This is a genomic window from Candidatus Enterovibrio escicola, from assembly GCF_002464935.1.
Taxonomy (GTDB): Bacteria; Pseudomonadota; Gammaproteobacteria; order Enterobacterales; family Vibrionaceae; genus Enterovibrio; species Enterovibrio escicola.
Window position 1 is genome coordinate 1 of sequence record NZ_NBYY01000027.1, and the last position, 24491, is coordinate 24491.

A 24491-nucleotide genomic window follows, 5' to 3' on the forward strand; every position below is an offset into this window, starting at 1 on the left:
TTTCACCTTATTATCAATAACCAAGGTGGTATTATCTCAGTTAAAGTGACGACTGATAACCTAGATGATAGAAAGCCTATGTCGGAAATGGCTGACGAGCTTTGGGGGTGTTTATACGGAGATAAAGGTTATATCTCTGATCCATTGGAGCGGGAACTTGCAGACAAGGGAGTGACACTGATAACGGGTATGAAAAAAACATGAACCCAAAGTAATGAAACTTTGAAATCGCCTGATACTCCGAAAACGCTTTATTATTGAAATTGTTTTTGACCAACTAAAAAACATATCCCAAATTGAGCATTTTAGGCATCGTAGTTGTATCATTTTTATGGTCAACTTGCTGGCGGCTCTTATCGTGTATTCATTTCAACCAAAGAAGCCGATCATCAAGATAACTAGGTTTGATAAACAAGTCATTATGCAGATCTAAGGTTAATTACGAAGAGTTAGTTTAGGGTTGAGCAACTATCTTATAGTGAAATATTGCTGTCTCTACTAATGAGCGTTTGTGATAACCCTTGTCCTTTTTTACTCCGCCTGTTTGTCCGCTTTTAAAACCTTTACAGCTTCATTTCTAGGATGACCTTCCTCCCAGTACTCCGCATTACTCCTAGGTGGAATAGTGGGCGTTATTCCTTTGTTTTTCAGTATGTGGCGACATGCTCTTGTATCATAGGCTCTATCAGCACTGACTTTCTGTATCTTTCGTCGTAATGGATTAAGCAATATAGGTCAAATCTCATTGTTACCCACAGAAACTATACTAACTGCTGCAGCAATAACCTCATGAGTAGACACATCAACGGCAAGATGAAGTTTGCGCCAAATACACCGCTTCTCCATTACCGTATTTACGAGTTTTCCTTTACTTTCACCGTAAACCTTTAACCCTGTATCATTAATAATAATGTGGGCTACCACCCCTCGACTCGGCAAACGATACTTAACTTTGACGATCTTAGAACACCTCCTAATGCAGGTGTATGTAGGGGATTTCAGCGGGACATTCATCAACGTAAAAACCGAATTGAGAAAACTTTATAATCCACGAAGTGGGAGTTTAAAAATACCTTTCACCATCACAGTTCCGTTTTAATCACGGTATCCGAAAATATAAACTCACAGCCACAATGACCGTGATGCTTTAGACAATATCATGCCTTAATGGCAACGGCATCTATCCAAAAAGTGATTGAGCATAGGTTTACTAATGATTTATTATATTATTTCCAGTTGCTGCTCTTGTGCTTGGCCTTTCCCTTTCCAATTATAACCTCGATATATAGTGATTTCTGGTATATGGGTAGGAAATAATACGGGTGTAATCTGTTGATTGATCTTGCCAGATCAACAACCAACAAGGAATACACCGCATGGACAATAATCATAACGTTACCGAGTTTCATAAACTAAAAAAACCGCATAATAAACTACTGAAACAAGGCACACAACAGTTGTTGGCTCAATCTTATAGAAGCCGAGGTTCCATCCTTGCTCAATAATTTCATATAACTCCAAGCTAACGGAAAGCAGGGAGTAGTTCGCAATGACAATTTATCTGAACAGTACTTACAAACTGGGATTGGCGACATTATCCTTGAAGTTTTAAAGGTTCGAGATATAAAAATATAGTAACAAATTCGGTTACTAATTCCTGAAAATATGATGCATAAAAATTAAATTAAAATGTCCTTAGTAGAAGTGTGCTTCTAGTTTTTGACTTTTTGTGATTTTTTGTAGCGTTTGACGTTTGAAAAAACGAACGTGTATATACCGTTAATGTAGGCTTATATGCACATGTTTTTTACTTTTGATACGAAAAATAAAAGGATAACGCTAAGTATTCCACCTCAAAGAAACGCGGGATTCTGGAAGAGAATTGGATCCTAAAAGTGAAATCGTAAAGGTGTTAAAACTGACAAACTAGCGGTAAGAACAAAAGCCCTCCAATATCGACACACCTACTTATCTCGCGCATATCCGACAGAACAAAAACCATATCAATTAACCACTAATAGGAAGCAAATAAATCGAAGAATACACCATGCTTTTGGTGGGAGAGCCGAATCAACTCCATCCCTCTCCCAAAAAACACACATTTTAAGGGATTACGACCTGCTACCTCTTCAAAAAGCTCTACATAGCTGATACGTTTAGTGTGGCTCATCATTGCATCCACCCAGTCGCCTGCTGCCCTCACTATTACTTCAAACCACTTCTCAAAGTTTGCTGTCGTTTGAAGGGCATAATATCTACCTCGTTGAAATTCTTTAGGAAAGATATGCTGAACCAGCCTGCCAATAAATACCTGAGCATCCACTTGTCTCATACATTTTCAACTTTATTTTATGTAATTGATAGTAATATCTGACTTGATGACCGTCATACCAAACTATCCTATATAAGCCTATCGGCGGGGATGAAAAATAGTTGGTTAAGTATCGGATTAACCCTCGATAGCTTTTGCTTGGAACTTTATTCTTACGACCATTACCAAAAGTGGCATAAAAACCATCAGGATAATTAGCCCATAAGGTTTTAATCACATATTGACGCGCCGGAAACTCAATCTCCATTAACTTCCGAAAATATTTTTGCCAAAATAATCGTAGCTGAGATAACAATAAAAGCTGAAACCCTTTCCAATCCTAGTTTGAGGGAAAAATGCACCTTTAACCAGTATCACATATAAATGCGAATTGTAATCTCCATTACGGTTATGGGTATGGATGAAAACAATGACGGCTCTTTCACACGCATCGGTCTTAAAGTGCGCCTGAATTAACTCTGATAAGCAGGCTTCCGCAAGGCCAAAAATACAAACGCTTCTGATTGGAGTGATTATAGAAAGGAATACGAAGTTGCTCAGGAAATGTTAAGACAACTTGCCGATAGCTCACTCTAGGAAACAGGTAGACGCTTATTTTGACCATACTCTTCCAAGTATAACCCTTTCTACATTGCGGACAAGCTTTCCCCTTACAACTAAAATTAACTTTATGTTGCCCTTGACCGTAACTTAAGCATTGGTAAGTGGCAAAGCCATTTTCTGATCTTCCACACTTCATCATCTTAGCGATTTCTGAATAATAATAATCGGTGTCATAGCGGGGATGACTGGATACAAATATGACCCCATTCGTAGTGAAAATATGTTTAAGGTGAAGTAGCTTCGATTTGATACCTTTGAAATTTATTTATGCCTTTTATCTGTTTAATCGTGATTAATATGTCACAAAAGTGGACATATTTTAAGCCCCACCACATATAGTTTCTGGGAGGAAATTCCTAGGTCAAAGAACAGGGAGCTGGATCAAGTTCAACAGCACACTGGTTCCGACCTATCTCAGGCGAATCAAAAACATAGAAGAACTTATCCCTTGCCTCTATCTGCAGGGGATCTCCACGGGCGATATGCAGCCAGCCCTAGAATCACTCTTAGGTAAACAAACCAATGGGTTATCAACAAACAGTGTTTCTCAACTCAAGCAGCAGTGGGAAGAAGAATACGACCAGTGGCGTAAGTTCGACCTAAGTACACGGCGGTATGCCTACATTTAGGCAAATGGTATTTACTGCAAAGTTAGGATGGATGATAAGCTTTGCCTGTTTGTTATCATCGGCATCGATGATGCCTGCCACAAAGAAATGCTAGCCGTTGTCGATAGATACAGGGAATCAAAGGTCAGTTGGCTTGAAGTTCTATCATAGCTAACGTTCCAAGGTATCAGTATCGCGCCTAAACTTGCCATTGGTAAGGGTGCTTTCAGTTTTTTGAATGCAGTGACAAAGCATTGGCCAACGATACGTCATCAGCGCTGCTGGCTACACAAAACGGCTAATGTATTAAACAAAATCCCAAAAACTGTTCAACAAAGAATAAAAAACGCTTCACGATATCTGGATGGCAGAGACACAACAAAAGGCACATAAATCCTCCGGACAATTCGAAATACGATATGATGCTAAATATCCCAAAGCAGCGGAGTGGCTGACCAAAGACAAAGTAAAAATGCTAGCATTTTACGATTTCACCGCCGAACACTGGACACATATTCGAACGACAAACCCCATTAAATCAATGTTTGCAAAGGTGAGGATAAGAACGAATAAAACCAAGAATTGTGGAAGCCTAAAAACGACACTGCCAATGGTCTGCAAACTGATACGAATCACTGAGGTTAACTGTCGTAGGCTACGAGGCCTTACATTACTCGCAGATATCAGCAAAGGCATGAAATTCAGAGATGGAATTCATGAAGCAAATGTCAATCATCAGGATACTTCTCTGGAAGTTATACACCAGATTTGACCATTGCTCGATAACCTCCCGCTTCATTCCATGATGATCTGATCCCAGGAATTGAGATTAGTTCAGCTATTTGGAAAATAACGCCATTTAATGGCAAAACTATACCTTTAAATCATCGTCAACTGCCTTATAGAAGATTCTAAAACTATTACTGCTAATTAATCTGATCTGCATATCGTGCTTAAAAGTCAGTTCGCCTCGGGTAACGTATGCGTACTGAGATGCTCATGAATAAGAACCTTCATTTTTTCTGAAATAAAGCCAAAAAACAGCCCGTTCATAGCGTTGGAACTGGTTTCTTTAGCCTCTTCTGATGCAAGAAGATGACAGGATATACCATAAAAATCGTTTGGGATATGGCACTTTATTTTTCGATTGATGGTGGAGTGACCACAGCCAAGTCTTCGGGTAATTTGGCTAAAGGAATAACCCTCAGCCAATCGTGGATCCATATAAAATATGGGCATTGTCATTTAACTGTTTATGAGCCATGCACATCTCCAAATAAAAGGAGGATGCAAGCGTTTACTTTTGTCTGGCTAACTCTCTGCTAGGTTGTTAATTTCACCTGACGGAGGGCAGATAAATCTATTTATTTTTCAATTAACACTGAAAAGCACGGGTGGATGCGGACGGATGTCAAGTTGCACTCTGTCACCCTTCTCAAGTAATTGATTGGAATAGACCATCAATATTTGACCATTGATCTCTACCCAATAACGACAACTGTCCCCCATGAATTGCACATCACAGATCTTACCTTCCCCTGCTTCATCCGGAAAGATAGAGACGTACTGAGGACGGATCAACCATTCTAAGGCATGACCGTTCACTTTTTTTTCTATCGGCCAATTTCCCAAAGGGGTCGTCATTTTCTGATTATCATTTCCCGAGATTGGGATATATGATCCGTGTCCCAAGAAATCAGCAACAAAACGACTGTAAGGGTAGTAGTATAAATCTGTCGCACTACCGTATTGCTCAATCACACCTTGATTCATTACAGCCAGTTTATCTGCGAATGCAAATGCTTCTTCGCGACTGTGTGTAACAAAAATTGCAGTTACATCTTGTTGCTTAAACATTTTACGAATTTCTTTGATTAAGCTATAGCGAACTTGGGTATCAATATTAGAAAAAGGCTCATCAAGAAGCAGTAAATCAGGCTTACAGGCCAGTGCCCTTGCAATAGCAACACGTTGCTGCTGACCACCGGACAATTGATGTGGATATCGGCTATCAAGCCCTTCAAGCTTCACTAATGTAAGCATCTCTTTCACGCGGGTTTTAATTTTTGAGGTTCCCCAAGAAGTTATTCCAAACGCCACATTTCCAGCTACAGTAAGGTGGGGAAATAAGGCATAATCTTGGAAAATCATTCCAATCTTGCGTTGTTCTGGAGGTACATTTATATGTGTGTCTACAATTTTTCGACCATTGATTTTCATGCTACCACCTTCTAAAGGTAGTAGTCCTGCAATGGCTTTTAATAAGGTGGTCTTACCACAACCACTCGAACCAAGTAAACAAACAATTTCACCTTTCTCAACATTAAAAGAAAGGTCATTCACCACAGGCTGGTCATTATAACGGCAAATTAGATTGCTAACAATTAGTGCATCACTCATGCGTGGCTTTGCTCCAACGAACGGTTGATCATTATTAAAGGGACAAGTCCCACCATAACCAGTAAAATTGCCGATGATGCTGCATATTCAAGATGCTCATCAGATGCATAGTTGAATACGTAAGTCGCTAATGTCTCAAAGTTAAAGGGGCGCAGCAATATAGCAGCATTCAACTCTTTCATTGATTCGATAAACACCAATAGCATGGCGATCAAGCATCCACGACGGATCAGAGGCAACTGAATACGTAATATCATACCTCTTACGTTGCACCCCAAGGTGCGAGCGGCCATATCAAAAGATGGTGACACTTTGGTAAGGCTAGATTCAATACTACCAATGGCCACCGCACTAAAACGCACAACAAATGCCGTTAGCAGAGCAAACATCGTGCCTGATAAAAAAAGGCCTAGTCTTCCAAATCCAAATTCTTCTGCTACATCATTGATAAAATGATCGGCACTGGTAAGAAAAATTAACACACCAATGGCAAGTACTGTCCCAGGCATCGCATAACCTAATGATGACACTCTTGCTGGTACAGCACCCCATACTGTTACCGAAAGACGATGATATAAATTCACAGTTAACCCTATAATCAAGGCGACAACAGCGGCTATCGCAGAGACATATAAGCTGTTAAAACTGTATTGAGCAAAATCTACAATTGAGCTTGTTGAATGGTACGTCCACGCATAGAAAATCAACTGAGATAAAGGAGCAAGAAAGGCTAAGATAAACAGCACCCAACACCACAAGACGGCTGCCAATTTAAATCCCCCTTGCAAATGTACTTTAGCAATTTTGTCTGGGCTTGAATTTTGGCTAAACAATTTTTGTTTCCTTCGACTATAACGCTCACTGCTGATAAGGATAAAAATCACGACAAGCATAATAGCAGAAATCTTTGCGGCAGCATTTAGGTTGGAATAACCTAACCATGTATCATACACGGCGGTTGTTAAAGTACTGACAGATAAATAACTCACAATTCCAAAGTCACCAATCGCCTCCATCGCAACCAGAGAAGAACCTATTGCAATCGCAGGGCGAGCCAAAGGCAAGGATATACGGAAGAAACTTTGTAGAGGAGAACAACCAAGCAGTCTAGCTGATTGAGTTAGCGTCAAGCTTTGTTCCATAAAAGCAGCTCGTGCTAGCAAATAAATATAGGGGTACAGCACAAGCGATAACACGAAACATGCACCCAGTAAAGTGCGTAAATCAGGAAACCAATATTGGGTAGCGGATGTCCATCCCATCCACTCACGCAACAACCCTTGTAACGGACCCGCGTAATCAAACCAGTCAGTGTAAATATAACCTACGATGTAACTCGGCATTGCAAGCGGCAATACTAGAGCCCATTGCAGCCAGCGATCACCTGATATGGCATAATTGGCCATCAACCAAGCCGAAGGAATCCCCATTAAGATAGATAGAAATACAGTTCCTACCACTAACAACGCAGTATTAATGGTGTAGGTTCCCATAACTGTGGACATTAAGTGTCCAAAAACCTCCTCTGATTCTCCAAAGGAAGCGTAGAAAATAGCTATAATCGGTAAAACTAGTAACAAAGATAACATCCAACTACTAGTTTTTAAAAATCGGTTACGCTCTGACATTGCCTACTGCATTAGGGCTTCCATTAGGGATAAAGACATCATACTTAAGGGGAAATATAATTCCCCTAATGCATTACAGGGAAAAGCCATTACAAATCGAATTTAACTTCATCGAGAAGCTTCATTGCCTTCGTATAATTCTCTGCAATGGTTTCTAGTGGCAAATCGTCTGCAGTGTATTCACCCCAAGATGCAACCAATTTAGATCTTTTCACACCAAGCTTCACTGGTTCTTCAAAGTTTACATCTGCATATAGTCGCTGTGCCACATCTGACGTCAAGAACTCCATCAGTTTTTGTGCATTGTCTCTATTAGGCGCGTATTTTGCCATCGCCATACCACTGATGTTCACGTGAGTACCGTTGGACTTTTGGCCTATATAGTTTAAATAAACACTATTAGCCCAAGGCTTTTGTTCATCATCAACCAGCATTTTACCGAGATAATAACTATTACCTAATGATAGATCACACAATCCTTCTGAAATGGCTTTTACCTGACCACGGTCATTTCCTTGGGGCTTACGTGCTAAATTTGCTTTTACGCCTTCCAGCCAAGTCTTAGCCTTTACTTCACCGTGATTCGCGATAATGGCAGAAACCAGCGACACATTGTACGCGTGTTTACCCGAACGTGTGCATAATTTCCCTTTCCATTTAGGTTTAGCTAGATCCATATAATCAAAACTTTCATCTAACATTCCCACGCGATAACGTGATGAGTAAACCGTTCGAGCACGAGTTGTGAGTGCAAACCAACGGTCTCCGCTATCACGGTATTGATCTGGGACATTATTTTTAAGTGTAATGCTGTCAACAGGCTGAACAAGATCCTTGTTAACAAGCTCCATCAAGCGAGAGATATCAACAGTAAGCAAAACATCAGCTGGACTATATTCACCCTCCTGTTTTACTTTTTCTGCCATTCCTTTTTGGGCAAATTTCACATTTACCTTAATACCTGTTTCTTTGGTAAATTCACTCAGCATTGGCTCAATCAGAAAAGTCTGTCGGTAAGAATAAACATTAACCTCTTCTCCAGCATTTGCCCCCATAATTCCAAGCGTCATAACAGATGCTACAAGCAAATTTTTCATTTCCCTACCTTTATAAATCGTAATTTTAATATTAGAACGTTTATCGGTCCTATTATGTAATGTATATACCACTAGTCACTGTGCAATCCTTGGCAGCAAACAGACAGACAGTCAGTCAGTCAACAAAAATCATGTTAAGAATATGCGTGGCTATTTTACACTATCCACATTATTTTGCACTAACAAACTCAGGATATGCATCAACACCACAGTCATGAAAATCCATACCTTTTAACTCTTCTTCTTCACTGATACGAATTCCTATTGTTGATTTAAGTATTCCCCATATGACCAAACTCATACCAAATACCCATGAAAAAATAATCATAGCACCTAGCAACTGCACACCAATAGTCGCGTCTTCATTACTAAATGGTACAACCAACAAACCAAACAAACCACAGATACCATGTACTGAAATTGCACCTACTGGATCATCAATCTTTAGTTTATCTAAACAAATGATACTCATTACGACTAATACACCGGATAGGCTGCCAATAGCTAGGGCGGTGACCGGAGACGGCGACAATGGATCTGCAGTTATTACTACCAAACCTGCTAAAGCTCCGTTCAATATCATAGTAAGGTCTACTTTGCCCCACATTACTTTGCACACACATAATGCAACCAAAGCACCCGCACAAGCGGCAGCATTGGTATTTACAAATATTTGCCCAACTGCTGTCGAATTCTCGAAATTAGACAGCATTAGCTGTGAACCTCCATTGAAGCCAAACCAACCAAACCACAGAATGAATGTACCCAACGTTGCCAACGGCAGATTTGAGCCAGGAATAGGGTGAATTTGACCATTATTACCGTATTTACCTTTACGAGGGCCTAACAACAAAACACCTGCGAAGGCTGCCACTCCACCAGCCATGTGCACAATACCTGATCCTGCAAAGTCACTGAAACCTAATTCAGACAAATAACCACCACCCCATGTCCAATATCCTTCAATAGGATAGATAACCGCAGTGAATACGATACAGAACACAAGAAAAGCCCATAACTTCATGCGTTCAGCTACCGCACCAGATACCACCGACATCGCGGTGGCAACGAAGACAGCTTGAAAGAAAAAATCAGATTCTAAAGAATGAGTTGCGCTTTTACCTTGGATTCCAATTAAGAAATCAAATGAAGGTAACAAACCCCCTTTTAAATTATCGATATACATGATGCTATACCCTACCAACAAGTAAATGGTACAAGCAATCGCATATAGGCAAATGTTTTTCGTCAGAATTTCTGAAGTATTTTTGGAGCGAACTAAACCAGCTTCCAGCATGGCAAAACCAGCAGCCATCCACATAACCAGTACTCCTGACATTAAAAAGAAGAATGTGTCAAGCGCGTAACGCAACCCATAAACCGTATTCGATAATTCCATCATCAATGCTCCTTTAATGTTTTAAATAGCTTCTGAATCCATTTCGCCAGTACGAATACGAGTAACATGCTGAAGGTCAAAAACAAAAATCTTTCCATCCCCAATTTTTCCAGTCTGCGCAGATTTGCTGATAGCTTCGATGATCTCATCAACGTTTTCACTGTGAGTTGCAATTTCTAATTTCACTTTTGGCAGAAAGTCAACCTGATACTCTGCTCCACGGTACAGTTCTGTGTGTCCTTTTTGACGACCAAAGCCTTTGACTTCAGATACTGTCATTCCGTCCACTCCAACATCGGCTAGTGCCTCGCGAACATCATCCAATTTAAATGGTTTGATAATCGCACTGATGAATTTCATTCCCGTCTCCTTGGACCAAGTTATAATATGTTCTTTACAAAGAAGAAACAAATACCGTACCAAGTTTAACTATGATTAATAATCAGTTAGTTAATGATACATGTGTGCTCTAACGATTCTTTTTGCACTACTTTAGAGCATCCTTTTCACCATAATAAGGCAGAAACGGTCAGGTAAGGAGAATTGCTATTACCTCCAATGTAAATGATCAATTATCGCCGACTTGAGATTTACCTACCTAAAGCGAAATATTCATGCGTTCATACCAAAATAACTTAAAAATATTCGATTCCAAAGGTCATCAGTGCGTTCAGTTTGAAGTAAATCCTCATATGGAATAATTAGTATATTTCACGGGGATCTAATGACGAAATAAGTGCATAGATACCCATTTGTAGAGCGAGTTTACTGACGCCATGCTCGATGGCATCTCTTTTTGATGGAGTTCAACTACACCTACAAAGGGATAGCTTGACCATGACATAAATAGAGCTATCTGAAACCTGCATCTTCAAGTTATTTTGGTATAAATACTTCATTGTTTCCCAAATATCTGAATGAATCTCAATGCCTACGATCAGATCATCTTGGAATTAAGCGAGAGGCTATAATGGAAAAGACTAAGCACAAGATCAGCAATTGGAAACAATATAATCAAGCATGAGTAAACCAGATCTCAGTCACTTTTTGGACAAACAACGCTGTCATTAAGACATAGCATTGTCTAATGCATCACGGTCATCGTGATCGTGGGTTTATATTTTCAAATACCGAGATTGAAACTGCACTGATGGTAAAAAGTATTTTCAAGCTCCCACTTCGTGGATTAAAAGGCCTTCTTAATTCAATTTTTACGTTGATAAACATCCCGCTGAAATCCCCTATAATAAACTTATATTAGTAAGAGTTAGAGGATCTTAGATGTTAAGTATCGTTTGCTGAGTCGAGGATCTGTCCCTCATGTCGTTATTGATACCACAGGCTTAAAGGTCTACGGTGAAAGTGAATGGAAAACGCACAAACACGGTAAACAGAAACGGTGTATCTGGCGCAAACTTCATCTTGCCGTTGATGTGTCTACTCATTAAGTTATTTCTGCAGCAGTTAACCTAGTTTCTGTGGGTGACAATGAAGTTTTACCTACATTGCTTAACCCATTACGACGAAAGATACAGCAAGTCAGTGCTTCAGTGATGATAGAACCTATGACATAAGAACATGTCACCACGTACTGAAAAACTAAGGAATAACTCCCACTATTCCACCTCTAAGCAACGTGGGATACTGGGAGAAAATCCATCCTAGAAATTAAGCTCTAAAGGCGTTAAAAGATGACAAACTGGCATAGTGGAAAAAGAACAGGGATTATCACAAACGCGTATTAGCAGAGATAACAATGTTTCGCTATAAACAGTTGCTAAGCCCTAAACTTATTCTTCGTGATTACAATGCTCAAGTTGGTGAAATGCTGGCAAATATGAAAGTGATGTACAAGGTTCTAAGACTAGGTATGCCTATTTGCCAGCAAACAAATTAAGACTGTAAAAAAATATTGAAATCAATGAATTATAGGCCTGATTTAATCAACAACACCATTACGAATGGTAAAAAAGGTGCAGAAAATGTAATTCTACGGATAGATTGAATGTCTCATCCCGTAGTTGTAATTTAAGGTCTGGTTAAAAAATGATAGAATAAAATCTAATCATGCACGGCACCATAGATAGATAACAACCTTTAATTGTGTCTGCACGCTGAATTCAATTCCAAGGATGTCTGGCCGTGATGGTCATACCGAAATATGAGGGGAAACGTCATGCTTGAAACCTACCGTAAACATGTCGAAGAACGAGCCGCTCAGGGGATCGTCCCTAAACCACTTGATGTGGAACAAACAGTAGGACTAATTGAACTACTTAAAAAACCACCAGCTGATGAAGATACAGTTCTGATTGATCTGCTAGAAAATCGTATTCCACCTGGTGTTGATGAAGCAGCATATGTCAAAGCAGGTTTTTTGACTGCAATTACCAAAGGTGATGCGAATTCACCATTGGTAAGTAAAGAAAAAGCCGTTGAACTTTTGGGTACCATGCAGGGGGGGTACAACATTGGATCCCTAATTGAGCTATTGGACGTCGACATGCTTGCATCTATCGCCGCAAAGGCACTGTCGCATACACTACTGATGTTTGATTCTTTCTACGATGTTGAAGAAAAAGCCAAGGCGGGCAACGCATATGCAAAACAAGTTATGCAATCTTGGGCGGATGCTGAGTGGTTTTTATCAAAGCCTAATGTATCAGAGATAGTTACATTAACCGTATTTAAAGTTACGGGTGAAACAAACACAGATGACTTGTCACCTGCGCCCGATGCATGGTCTCGTCCTGATATCCCTTTGCATGCTCTGGCGATGCTAAAAAATGCTCGGGAAGGTGTAAAACCTGATAAACTTGGCATCATTGGTCCGATTAAGCAGATGGAAGCTCTGAAAAATAAAGGTCACCAGTTGGTTTACGTAGGCGATATTGTTGGTACGGGTTCTTCACGGAAATCTGCGACTAACTCCTTACTGTGGTTCATGGGAGACGATATTCCTAACGTACCAAATAAGCGTGCAGGGGGTTATTGCTTAGGTGGAAAGATTGCCCCCATTTTCTTCAATACCATGGAAGATGCGGGTGCATTGCCCATTGAACTGGATGTATCTAAATTAAATATGGGTGATGTCATCGACGTATACCCATTCCAAGGTAGAATTAGCAGCCATGGTCGTAATGACGTGCTCTCTACCTTCTCATTAAAAACCGACGTGTTGTACGATGAAGTTCGGGCAGGTGGCCGTATTCCTCTCATCATCGGCCGTGCTCTGACTGACCGTGCATGTGACGCATTGAATCTTAACTCTTCTGATGTATTCAGGCGTCCACAATCTATGGTAGATTCGAACAAAGGCTTCAGCCTTGCCCAGAAAATGGTGGGTAAAGCATGTAGCGTCGAAGGTATCCGTCCGGGAACGTACTGTGAACCGAAGATAACCACTGTTGGTTCACAGGACACTACTGGGCCAATGACCCGTGACGAGCTAAAAGATCTTGCTTGTTTGGGTTTCTCTGCTGACCTGACGATGCAGTCTTTCTGTCACACGTCCGCCTACCCGAAACCAATTGATGTGCTCACTCATCACACTTTGCCTCATTTTATCGAAACCCGTGGTGGTGTTGCATTACACCCAGGTGATGGTGTTATACATTCATGGCTGAACCGTATGCTTCTGCCTGATACTGTAGGTACAGGCGGTGATTCGCATACACGTTTCCCTCTGGGTATTTCGTTCCCTGCAGGTTCCGGTCTGGTAGCATTTGCAGCGACTACTGGTGTAATGCCTCTAGATATGCCAAAGTCAATTCTTGTGCGCTGCAAAGGGAAATTTCAGCAAGGTATAACCTTGCGGGACTTAGTGCATGCAATTCCTTACTTCGCGATTAAAGAAGGTCTGCTGACGATCGAAAAGGCAGGTAAGATTAACGAGTTTTCTGGTCGCATTCTTGAAATAGAAGGTATGGAATACCTGACTGTTGAACAGGCATTCGAACTGTCAGATGCATCGGCTGAACGCTCTGCGGCAGGATGCACCGTCAGATTATCACGAAAATCTGTTGCTGACTATCTAAATTCAAATATCGTAATGCTTAAGTGGATGATCGTGGAAGGCTACGGTGCTCGTCGTACTATTGAACGTCGCATTGCAGCAATGCAGGCTTGGCTGGCTAACCAAGAATTGATGGAAGCAGATATAGATGCTGAATACGAAAACGTGCTTGAAATAGATCTGGCAGACATTAAAGAGCCTATTTTGTGTGCACCGAATGACCCAGATGATGCACGTTTATTGTCTGATGTTGCCGGTGAAAGTGTTGACGAAGTCTTTATCGGTAGCTGTATGACCAACATTGGTCATTTCCGTGCAGCGGGTAAGTTATTGGATAAATTCGGTAGCACACTGCCTACTCGTCTGTGGGTAGCACCTCCAACGAAGATGGATCGTGATCAGTTAACAGAAGAGGGTTACTATGGTATTTTTGGTCGTGCTGGTGCACGCATCGAAACTCCAGGATGTTCACTGTGCATGGGCAATCAAGCACGTGTTGCAGACAAAGCAACTGTGCTCTCTACTTCTACTCGTAACTTTCCTAACCGTCTTGGAACTGGGGCGAGAGTGTACTTGACATCTGCAGAATTGGCCACTGTGGGTGCTATTCTTGGGCGTATCCCAACGGTTGACGAATATCTGGAATTCGTGAAGAAAATTAATACAACGTCTGCAGATACGTATCGTTATCTGAACTTCCACCTTATGGATCGATATATTAAAAAAGCAAATGGAGTGATTATTCAAACTATAGTGTAATTTATATGAGAAACCGAATGATAACAACTTCCGAAGGTGAAGGGGTTTTTATTCATGGGAGGATTACCTTATATCCCGTAATGGTTGATTATGCTTTATTTTAAATAAAATAAAGGTTAATCTACGTACTATGGAAGTTACTTTGACAAAATAACAAACACCTGAAACTCCACATGATACAACAAGTTAGGATCGAGTCCGTGACTACATAAAAGCGGTACTATTTGCATCAGAAGATTGGAATACTACAATGATTTATCAAACGAAGTATATCCATAAAACAAACGTCCTTCGTCATCTAAAATGACTACAATACGAACAGGATAGGAAAATAAAGACTAAAAATGGTAGTCGAATAAACACTTTTCAACTAACGGCAGTAACCACTGTGGTACACATCAAGCATCTCAGAGATTTTACTTATCATCTCACTTTCCAAGTAGTGGCATACAGGGTTATAACACACTGATCCCAATTTATCTTATAGTCTTAATTTGTCTGCTGGCGAAGTTGAACATAAATTTAACTGCAGCACATATAATTTAACCTCAGATCTGAGGTTAAATTTAGGCATACTGACTCTTATAACTTTGTTCATCGCTTTCACATTTGCCAGAAATTCACTAACTTGAGCATTGTAATTACGAAGAATAAGTTTAGGACTGAGCAACTACATATAGTAACATATTGCTGTCTCTGTTAATGCGCGTTTGTAATAACCCTGTCCTTTTTCCACTCCTCCAGTTTGTCCTCTTTTCAAGCCTTTACAGCTTCATTTCTAAGATGCCCTGCCTCCGAGTTGCTTCTAGGTGGAATAGTAGGCGTTATTCCTTTGTTCTTCAGTACGTGGTGACATGATTTTGTGTCATAGGCTCCATCAGCACTGAAGCACTAACTTGCTGTATCTTTCATCGTAATGGGTTCAGCAATATAGGTAAAACCTCATTGTCACCCACAGAAACCAAAGATAACTTCTGCAGTAATAACTTCATGAGTATACACATCAATGGCAAGATGACGTTTGTGCCAGATACACCGCTTCTCCATTACCCTGTTTACGCGTTTTCCATTCACTTTCACCGTAGACCTTTAAGCCTGTGGCATCAATAATGACGTGAGAGATAGCTCCTCGACTCAGCAAGCGGTACTTAACTTTTATGGTCTTCGAACACTTACTAATACAGGTGTCTGTAGGGGATTTCAGCGGGATATTCATCAACGTAAAAACCGAATTGAAAAAGCCTTTTAATCCACGAAGTGAAAGCTTAAACATACCTTTCACCATTAGTGCCGTTACAATCAAGTTGTCCGAAAATATAAACCAACGGCCACGATGACCGTGATACTTTAGACAATGCCTAGCCTTAATAGCAGCGACGTCTATCTAAAAAGTCACTAAACCACGGTTTACTCATGCTTAAGTATATTGTGTCTAGCTGCTGATCTTGTGCTTGGCTTTTCCCAGTATAACCTCCCTCTTAATTCCATGATGATCTGATCGTAGGCATTGCAATTAATTCAGATATTTTGGAAACAACAATTTTTCTCCGTATAACCCCTCAAAGCTCGTCAGCCATTTCCGACAGAGCCTTTTTATTATCCACGTTAGCCGTCGTCACATTAACTGAGATAATGCTACCTTGGTCATTGACCATAAGGTATAATTTGAAACCGTAGAACCACCCCATCGTTCCTTTTCCTCGCTTCGAGGTACCTTTAAAAACTTGATGTCTGAGAATACGTAGGTTGTGACAAACCTGTAGCTTGGACGAATCAACGAAGGCAATCCCTGACGGTGAGTGAGGTAAGAGCAAAGCGGAACCAGAACACTTTGCATGAGCTTGAGCATTCGCGTGTAGCTAACTAACTTAAGAAATTCATTGGTAAGGTAGCGACAAACAAAGTAGATGTAATAAGTTTTGAAGTCTCGATACCCCGATTGATGGAAAGTTATCACTATCATCATTACTTCGCTAACTTGAGAGGCAAGACGGCTTATTTCTTTTTTTGATACCAGAAATCTGGTGTTTTTTCCAAGTAGGAAGGAAAACCTGACAGAAATCGTCCGATTTTAATATAGGCGATCTTTAGTACAATAATTTATTTCTATTTTTTAAACACTTTCGTATTTGGTAGATCCGTGATTGTACCTTCAAACACCTCTGCGGCTAAACCCACTGATTCGTATAACGTAGGGTGAGCGTGAATGGTTAGTGCAATGTCTTCTGCATCACAACCCATCTCAATTGCCAGACCAATTTCACCCAGCAACTCACCACCATTAGCACCAACAATAGCACCACCTATAATACGATGCGTATCTTTATCAAAGATCATTTTAGTCATACCGATAGCACAATTTGATGCTATTGCACGGCCAGATGCAGCCCAAGGGAAGATTGCAACTTCATAGTTGATGCCTTCCTCTTTCGCTTCTCTTTCGGACTTCCCAACCCAAGCAACTTCAGGTTCAGTGTAAGCAATTGATGGAATCACTTTGGGATCAAAATAATGCTTTTTGCCCGCAATAACTTCAGCTGCTACATGACCTTCATGAACACCTTTGTGTGCAAGCATTGGTTGACCCACGATGTCACCAATCGCATGAATATGCGATACATTGGTGCGCAATTGTTTATCGACGTTGATAAAGCCATGCTCATCAACATCAACGCCTGCTGCTACAGCTTCCAGAGATTTACCGTTAGGTATACGACCGATAGCAACTAAAACCGCATCGTAACGGATAGATTCTACAGATGCTTTCTTGCCTTCCATTGTTACATAAATGCCATCTTCTCTGGCTTCTACTGCGGTAACTTTGGTTCCAAGCATAAGATTAAACTTCTTGCTGATATGCTTAGTCAATACCTTTATAAGGTCTTTATCCGCAGCAGGAATCAGTTGATCAAACATTTCTACAATGTCAATTGTAGAACCTAGCGCGTGGTATATGGTACCCATTTCCAGACCGATGATACCTCCACCCATAATTAACAGCTTTTCAGGAACTTCTTTCAGCTCCAGCGCATCTGTAGAATCCCAAATACGTGGATCTCCGTGTGGAATAAAGGGCAGTTTAATTGGACTAGAACCTGCAGCGATAATAGCGTTATCAAAGGTAATCGTAGTTGTATCCTCAGCACCTTCCACGACTAGCGTATGAGTCCCAGTGAATTTACCCAGACCTTGAACAATATTCACTCTACGCATATTAGCCATACCATTCAGACCACTGGTCAATTGTGTGATAACTTTATTCTTCCAAAAACGGACTTTATTTATATCAATTTGCGGTTCACCAAAAACGATACCGTGCTGAGCCATAGCTTTAGCTTCTTCGATAACTTTGGCTACGTGCAGTAGTGCCTTCGACGGAATACAACCCACATTCAGACAAACACCACCAAGGGTGTTATAACGTTCAACAATGATAGTAGACAGACCAAGGTCTGCACAACGGAATGCAGCGGAGTATCCGGCTGGACCAGCACCAAGTACAACAACCTGGGTTTTGATTTCTTTACTCATTCTGACCTCGTTGTAGTCCTATGTCCCTAATACGCTAAGCGATTAGGTTTTTTTACTAATTGAACCCTGTTGTTTAACTATAGGCATCTAACTATAGATCGACTCTCGTTGATCCGACATTCTACTGCCCTGCTAACTAAAGTTAAAAACAAAAAACCAGAGCCTGTGAGCTATACGTCAATTCAGCATTTACCATGTGCAAACAAGCATCTAACAAAATCTCGAGCTTACAGTACCAAACGACGAATATCAGACATACACTCGTTCAAGTACGTGATAAAGTTAGCACCCTCTACACCATCGATTACACGATGATCATAAGACAATGACAGAGGCAGTATTAGGCGCGCTTCGAACTCTTTGCCATTCCAAACTGGCTTCATTTCAGATTTAGACACACCTAGTATTCCCACTTCAGGTGCATTAATAATTGGCGTGAATTTTCCTCCACCCAAACCACCTAGGCTTGAAATAGTGAAACAACCTCCTTGCATATCAGATGTTATCAGTTTTCCATTACGGGCTTTCTTGGAAATTTTCATAAGCTCACGAGACAATTCGTGGATGCCTTTTTTGTTAACATCTCGGAAGACCGGAACAACCAAACCATTTGGCGTATTAACTGCGACACCAATGTTAACGTATTTTTTCAGGATCACACTATTGCCGTCGTTAGACAGTGACGAGTTAAAGGAAGGAAACGTTTCCAATGCTTTAGCAGTAGCTTTCATAATGAAGACCAACAGACTGATCTTCATTCCAGAATCTTGCCTAGCTTCAATCATATTCTGTTCTTTTCGGAATGCTTCAACTTCAGTGATATCAGTATTATCCCATTGGGTAACATGTGGGATCATCACCCAGTTACGGTGTAAATTAGCACCAGAAATCTTCTTAATACGGGACAACGACTTGACTTCAGTATCACCAAAATCGCTAAAATCGACCTTAGGCCAAGGAAGAAGCCCCAACACCGCTTCATCGCCTTTACCCAACATGCTAGAGCTAGATTCTAAGCGCTTAAGTGCTTCTTTAACGAAGTTATAGACGTCCTCTTTCAGTACCCGACCTTTAGGTCCATTACCTTTAACCTTGGTAAGGTTAACACCAAACTGACGGGACAAACGACGAACAAGCGGAGAGGCGTGTACATACGCGTTATTTTCTACGAAGTCACTGCTAGCCGATGATGTAGCCACTCGTACTGTAGAGGTCCTAGGGACGGGAATTATAGAAGATCCCTGAACAGGAATTTCTTGAGAAAGTAATACTTTCTCAACCTCGAATGTCATGATCAAAGAACCAGTAGACACCTTATCGCCTACCCCTACTTTTATTTCTTTCAGAACACCGGCAAACGGAGCCGGTATTTCCATAGATGCTTTATCTCCTTCAACAGTGATCAGAGATTGCTCTTTTTCAATGTTATCGCCAAGTGCCACCATGAGTTCTGTTACTTCAACTTCATCACCGCTGATATCTGGAACATAAATAGCTTTCAAACCACTAAAAACAGGTGCGATTGCTAGCCTGTTAGCAACTACTGGAGTCTCTACAGCTAAATCTGACCCTACAGTCTCAATAATCATGATTAGAGAACCCGTAGACACGATATCACCAACTACTACTTTTATTTCTTTCAGAACACCGGCAAACGGAGCCGGTATTTCCATAGATGCTTTATCACCTTCAACGGTAATCAGAGACTGTTCCACTTCAACTCTCTCACCAACACTAACGAAGATCTCTGTAACTTCAACCTCATCGGCACCGATTTCTGGTATGTTAATTTCAATTGCCATTGATATATGCCTCTTACGCGTACAGGGGATTCACTTTCTGAGTATCAATACCGAATTTGCAGATAGTTTCCGTTACTACAGACTTTTCGATATCACCGCGCTTCACCAATGCAGTTAGTGCTGCAACTACCACGTAGTCAGCATTTACCTCGAAATGACGGCGCAAGTTCTCACGGCTATCTGAACGACCAAAACCATCAGTACCAAGAACCTTGAAAGATTCAGAAGGCATGAATGCACGTACTTGCTCCGAGTAGTTTTTCATGTAATCCGTTGCCGCAATAGCAGGTTCAGTACCCATTACTTGCGTAATGTAAGGTACTTTTTGCTCTGCTTCTGGGTTAAGCATATTAAAACGATCTACATCTTGGCCTTCACGTGTTAGCTCATTGAACGAGGTAACAGAATATATATCAGATGCAATATTATAGTCTTCACTCAGGATTTTTGCGGCTTTGCAAACTTCGTTCATAATAGTTCCAGAACTCATAAGTTGAACCTTAGACTTATTGCCCTCATATGATTTGAATTTATAGATTCCCCTACGGATACCTTCTTCAACACCATCAGGCATGGCTGGCATAGCATAGTTTTCGTTCATCAGTGTCAGATAGTAAAATACGTTCTCTTGGTCTGGACCGTACATTCGACGGATACCATCTTGCATGATGACAGCGAGTTCATATGCGAATGTTGGATCGTAAGAGATACAGTTAGGGATGGTATTCGCCTGAATGTGGCTGTGACCGTCCTCGTGTTGTAAACCTTCACCGTTCAGAGTAGTACGACCCGCCGTTGCACCTAACAAGAAACCACGGGCTTGTTGATCCCCTGCCATCCACGCCATATCGCCAATACGTTGAAAACCGAATATAGCATAGTAAATATAAAACGGGATCATTGGTAAATCATTAGTACTATAGGACGTTGCAGCAGCAACCCATGACGACATAGCACCCAGTTCGTTAATACCTTCTTGCAAAACCTGCCCTGAAGTCGCTTCTTTGTAGTAAGAAATAACGCCACGGTCTTCAGGAGTATATTCCTGACCATGCGGGTTATAAATACCAATTTGACGGAACAAGCCTTCCATACCGAAAGTACGGGCTTCGTCCGCAATGATCGGAACGATATTTTTACCAATTCCTTTATCCTTCAAAAGGATATTCAAAGTTCGAACAAATGCCATTGTTGTAGAAATAGCACGTTTTTGTTCATCAAGCAGCGATTGAAACTCTTCAATCTTAGGTATTACCAATTCTTGGGTGAACTTAGATAGACGCCTAGGTGTATAACCGTGCAGTGCATTACGGCGAGCGTGCATGTATTCATATTCTTGGGAATCTTTTTCCAGTTTAAGGTATGGTAGGGATATCATTGCTTTATCAGAAACAAGATCATCCAGACCCAAGCGATTACGAAGATGTTCAACATGACTCATATCCATTTTCTTCACACCATGTGCGATGTTTTTGCCTTCAGCTGCTGCACCCATACCGTAACCTTTAACGGTCTTCGCTAAGATCACAGTTGGACGATCAGACGTTTCTTTTGCATTTTGGAATGCAGCAAACAGCTTCGACGGTTCATGTCCTCCACGCTTAAGTGCAAAGATCTCTTCGTCAGTCATATCTGCAACCAATGCAGCTGTTTCTGGGTACTTCTCGAAGAAGTTCTTACGAACATATGCACCGTCTTTCGCCTTAAATGTCTGGTAATCGCCGTCAATAGTCTCGTTCATTAACTGAATAAGCTTACCGGAGGTGTCCTTCGCCAATAATTTATCCCAACCCTTGCCCCAGACTACTTTAACCACGTTCCAACCAGCCCCTTTAAACAAACCTTCCAATTCTTGTATGATCTTACCGTTGCCCATTACAGGGCCGTCAAGTCGTTGCAGGTTACAGTTGATTATGAAACATAGGTTTCCCAGCTTCTCACGTGCTGCAAATGAAATTGCACCCCGAGATTCTGGTTCATCCATTTCACCGTCTCCCAGAAACGCATATACGCGCTGATTGGCGGTTTCTTTTAGGCAACGCCCTTCCAGATACTTCAGGAAACGAGCTTGATAAATAGCAGAGATAGGAGCTAGTCCCATAGATACAGTTGGAAACTGCCAGAATTCAGGCATTAGTTTCGGGTGTGGGTATGAAGGAATACCTTTACCATCAACTTCTTGCCGGAAATTATCCAACTGTTCTTCATTCAGGCGTCCTTCAACAAATGCACGAGAGTAGATACCAGGGGAGATATGTCCTTGATAATAAACCAGATCACCACCATCTACTTCATTGGGAGCAATGAAAAAGTGATTGAAGCACACTTCATAGAAAGCAGATGCGGACTGGTAAGATGACATGTGACCCCCCAAATCCAAGTTTTTTTTCGAAGCCCGTAACACGATCATAATCGCGTTCCAACGAATGATACACCGAATACGGCGTTCCAACTTCACATTACCTGGATATTCAGGTTCTTTATCCACAGGGATGGTATTCACATAGTTGCTGGTAATACCAGTAGGAAGATCAACACCATCCAAACGCGCCTTTTCTATAACTTGTTCAAGCAGGAATTGAGCACGTTCTACACCCTCTTCACAGACTACGGAGGCTAGAGCGTCTAACCACTCTTTGGTCTCAAGTACATCCACGTCATTTTTCATGACTTCAGACATGGTGATTCTATCCTTTCGTTGATTGACTCGTACAAAACTAGTGTTGAGGTAGCTGAAATGAATCCTAACAATTCCGCTTGAGCGATATCTATATGAAATATCAACATTAAAGAACGGTTAGAACACGCTATTCTTAGACACTTTCACGTTGCCGAATCTTACGAAGCGAACGTTCATAGCGACTCGCTTCACGACTGAGATGCAGCAAAGTTTCTTCAATGAAAGCCATATGCACATACGATGCTTGACAGGCCTATTATGGCTCCCCTGCAATAGTCTCTTGCACAATGCTTCCTCTGTGCTTACTTACCTTTTCAACTATATTTTCGTGATAATTAAGTAATTCTAGATTTTGCAAAATGTTTTGCTCCAGCAAGGGAGACAAGCTGCGCATAATAGACAACAGTACCACTGTTAATATGATGCTTCAGTAAAGACGATCCGATATTAAATAACAGTACTGCCTTCGGCTTTCGTATCGCCAAGTTGCTGAGTATTCCAGAATGCGTTAGTGACATTCACACATTCTGGTTAAATCTTCTTCAGTATCCCATAATGCCGAAAAGTGGGTGGAAATTACTTCTAATGCATGACGGGATTCCAGTAAATCTAGTTGTGATTCTAGATAATTAGCCAACCAGTATCGATCAGTAGATCGGAGATCGTCTTTCATAAAGGACCACTGACAAACGTTCCACCACCTTACTTACAGCTCACCATCTTTTTTGCTTCTACATCGCTGTATTACTTCACGAATAGAGGGACGGAAAACGTCAAATTATTTCGCCAGTTCACGCTCCGTAAGCAGTTTCTATCCCAGTAAAAACGTACCATCTATAGATCAAGAATCAGCCTCTTAGGCTCTTTTTCTATGACATCAGATAGTTCAGGATTGACGAATCCGTTAATTCCCATCTTTGTTTTATATTTTGGTACAGTAACCGTTGCTCGTCATGGCCAAATTACTGATTTCCGTTAATTGGTAATACCATCTATAATGCATGTGTGAATTTACCAAAATGCAACTTTTGTGTCTACAGCGAAATTGACTTACATCAAAAGATGTTACACACAAATATGACTTTCATACTCATCAACTAATACTAAATAGTATGATAAATTATTCAGATTAAACCTGAATTCAGGTAATGACTAGACACTTATATTTTAGCGTAAAAGAGGAATAAAATTACTAAAAGTAGTGACGGCTTTTTCACCAAATAAATGAGCAAGTGATGTTTATCTGCGAGGCATTGTTGATTAAATCAGACCTATAAAACACTGCTCCCAATCTTTTTTACAGTCTTAATTTGTCTGCTGGTAAACAGGCATGCCAAGTCTTATAACTTTGTTCATCGCTTTCACATTTGCTAATGCCTCACCAACTTTAGCTTTGTAATCAACCTCAGATCTGCATAAACGCTTTCTTATCAACCCGAGTCATCTTGATACTCGGCTTCTTTGGTTGAAATGAATACGCGATCAGCCACGACAGTAAGTGGGTCATAAAGATGATACAACTATGGTGCCGAAAATGCTCAATTTGGGATATGTTTTTAGTTGATTAAAAACGGTTTCAATAATCAATCATTTTCGGAGCATTAGGTGGTCCCAAAGTTTCATCACTTTAGGTTTCA

The 24491-nt window shown here is 40.8% G+C and carries 16 protein-coding genes and 8 pseudogenes; 7 read left to right on the forward strand and 17 right to left on the reverse strand.

Going from position 1 to position 24491, the window contains the following annotated elements; translation table 11 throughout:
- Nucleotides 1–433, forward strand: a pseudogene (locus tag BTN49_RS22435) (transposase); the annotation flags it as partial.
- A 24-nt stretch (nucleotides 434–457) separates the two neighbouring features.
- Here BTN49_RS22435 and BTN49_RS18130 read toward each other — a convergent pair.
- A pseudogene (locus tag BTN49_RS18130) lies at nucleotides 458–1271 on the reverse strand (IS5 family transposase); the annotation flags it as partial.
- A 105-nt stretch (nucleotides 1272–1376) separates the two neighbouring features.
- Between BTN49_RS18130 and BTN49_RS19335 the strand changes: the two are divergent.
- Complete coding sequence (locus BTN49_RS19335) at nucleotides 1377–1505, forward strand: hypothetical protein (RefSeq protein ID WP_263363642.1); 129 nt, start codon at nucleotides 1377–1379, stop codon at nucleotides 1503–1505.
- A 509-nt stretch (nucleotides 1506–2014) separates the two neighbouring features.
- Here the strand turns inward: BTN49_RS19335 and BTN49_RS08740 are convergent.
- Nucleotides 2015–2332 (reverse strand): hypothetical protein, encoded by a 318-nt coding sequence (locus BTN49_RS08740; RefSeq protein WP_097356868.1) that lies wholly within the window; start codon nucleotides 2330–2332, stop codon nucleotides 2015–2017.
- A 436-nt stretch (nucleotides 2333–2768) separates the two neighbouring features.
- On the reverse strand, nucleotides 2769–3200 hold the full coding sequence (locus BTN49_RS08745) for a transposase zinc-binding domain-containing protein (protein WP_097356869.1): 432 nt from the start codon (nucleotides 3198–3200) through the stop codon (nucleotides 2769–2771).
- A gap of 178 nt (nucleotides 3201–3378) precedes the next feature.
- On the opposite strand from BTN49_RS08745, the gene BTN49_RS21025 reads away from it, so the two are divergent.
- The 3 genes from BTN49_RS21025 (at nucleotide 3379) to BTN49_RS21035 (ending at nucleotide 4315) form a co-directional block, all read left to right on the forward strand.
- Entirely contained in the window at nucleotides 3379–3564 is a 186-nt protein-coding gene (locus tag BTN49_RS21025; RefSeq protein WP_423248258.1) for a transposase, read from the forward strand.
- Nucleotides 3565–3591: 27 nt separating this feature from the next.
- Nucleotides 3592–3714, forward strand: coding sequence for a hypothetical protein (locus BTN49_RS21030; protein ID WP_394336663.1), 123 nt, complete (start codon nucleotides 3592–3594; stop codon nucleotides 3712–3714).
- Between the two features lie 193 nt (nucleotides 3715–3907).
- Nucleotides 3908–4315, forward strand: coding sequence for a transposase (locus tag BTN49_RS21035; protein ID WP_097356871.1), 408 nt, complete (start codon nucleotides 3908–3910; stop codon nucleotides 4313–4315).
- A 188-nt stretch (nucleotides 4316–4503) separates the two neighbouring features.
- Here BTN49_RS21035 and BTN49_RS08760 read toward each other — a convergent pair whose 3' ends face one another.
- The 6 genes from BTN49_RS08760 to glnK all read right to left on the reverse strand — a co-directional run bounded on the left by BTN49_RS08760 (nucleotide 4504) and on the right by glnK (nucleotide 10427).
- Nucleotides 4504–4755 (reverse strand): helix-turn-helix domain-containing protein, encoded by a 252-nt coding sequence (locus tag BTN49_RS08760; RefSeq protein ID WP_146679316.1) that lies wholly within the window; start codon nucleotides 4753–4755, stop codon nucleotides 4504–4506.
- A gap of 159 nt (nucleotides 4756–4914) precedes the next feature.
- On the reverse strand, nucleotides 4915–5943 hold the full coding sequence (locus tag BTN49_RS08765) for an ABC transporter ATP-binding protein (RefSeq protein ID WP_097356873.1): 1029 nt from the start codon (nucleotides 5941–5943) through the stop codon (nucleotides 4915–4917).
- Entirely contained in the window at nucleotides 5940–7571 is a 1632-nt protein-coding gene (locus BTN49_RS08770; RefSeq protein ID WP_097356874.1) for an ABC transporter permease, read from the reverse strand. Before BTN49_RS08770 ends, BTN49_RS08765 begins: the two co-directional genes overlap by 4 nt.
- An 89-nt stretch (nucleotides 7572–7660) precedes the next feature.
- Nucleotides 7661–8668: an extracellular solute-binding protein gene (locus tag BTN49_RS08775; protein ID WP_097356875.1), complete on the reverse strand. Its 1008-nt coding sequence runs from the start codon at nucleotides 8666–8668 to the stop codon at nucleotides 7661–7663.
- A gap of 169 nt (nucleotides 8669–8837) precedes the next feature.
- Nucleotides 8838–10067, reverse strand: coding sequence for an ammonium transporter (locus tag BTN49_RS08780; RefSeq protein WP_097356883.1), 1230 nt, complete (start codon nucleotides 10065–10067; stop codon nucleotides 8838–8840).
- A 21-nt stretch (nucleotides 10068–10088) separates the two neighbouring features.
- On the reverse strand, nucleotides 10089–10427 hold the full coding sequence (glnK, locus tag BTN49_RS08785; RefSeq protein ID WP_097356876.1) for a P-II family nitrogen regulator: 339 nt from the start codon (nucleotides 10425–10427) through the stop codon (nucleotides 10089–10091).
- A gap of 610 nt (nucleotides 10428–11037) precedes the next feature.
- Here glnK and BTN49_RS08790 point away from each other — a divergent pair.
- Nucleotides 11038–11964, forward strand: a pseudogene (locus BTN49_RS08790) (IS5 family transposase).
- Nucleotides 11965–12243: 279 nt separating this feature from the next.
- Entirely contained in the window at nucleotides 12244–14841 is a 2598-nt protein-coding gene (acnB, locus tag BTN49_RS08795; RefSeq protein WP_097356877.1) for a bifunctional aconitate hydratase 2/2-methylisocitrate dehydratase, read from the forward strand.
- Nucleotides 14842–15322: 481 nt separating this feature from the next.
- Here acnB and BTN49_RS08800 read toward each other — a convergent pair.
- From BTN49_RS08800 to BTN49_RS22445, 8 genes and pseudogenes are all read right to left on the reverse strand, one after another.
- Nucleotides 15323–16249 (reverse strand): annotated as a pseudogene (locus tag BTN49_RS08800) (IS5 family transposase); the annotation flags it as partial.
- A 154-nt stretch (nucleotides 16250–16403) separates the two neighbouring features.
- Nucleotides 16404–16919 (reverse strand): annotated as a pseudogene (locus BTN49_RS22440) (transposase); the annotation flags it as partial.
- Nucleotides 16920–16947: 28 nt separating this feature from the next.
- Nucleotides 16948–18372, reverse strand: a complete 1425-nt coding sequence (gene lpdA / locus BTN49_RS08810; protein ID WP_097356879.1) for a dihydrolipoyl dehydrogenase — start codon at nucleotides 18370–18372, stop codon at nucleotides 16948–16950.
- Between the two features lie 227 nt (nucleotides 18373–18599).
- Entirely contained in the window at nucleotides 18600–20174 is a 1575-nt protein-coding gene (aceF, locus tag BTN49_RS08815) for a pyruvate dehydrogenase complex dihydrolipoyllysine-residue acetyltransferase (RefSeq protein WP_097356880.1), read from the reverse strand.
- Between the two features lie 13 nt (nucleotides 20175–20187).
- Nucleotides 20188–22854, reverse strand: coding sequence for a pyruvate dehydrogenase (acetyl-transferring), homodimeric type (gene aceE / locus BTN49_RS08820; RefSeq protein ID WP_097356881.1), 2667 nt, complete (start codon nucleotides 22852–22854; stop codon nucleotides 20188–20190).
- Between the two features lie 133 nt (nucleotides 22855–22987).
- Nucleotides 22988–23769: pseudogene (locus tag BTN49_RS08825) on the reverse strand (GntR family transcriptional regulator).
- Nucleotides 23770–24159: 390 nt separating this feature from the next.
- A pseudogene (locus BTN49_RS18140) lies at nucleotides 24160–24255 on the reverse strand (IS5/IS1182 family transposase); the annotation flags it as partial.
- 4 nt (nucleotides 24256–24259) lie between these two features.
- Nucleotides 24260–24491: pseudogene (locus BTN49_RS22445) on the reverse strand (transposase); the annotation flags it as partial.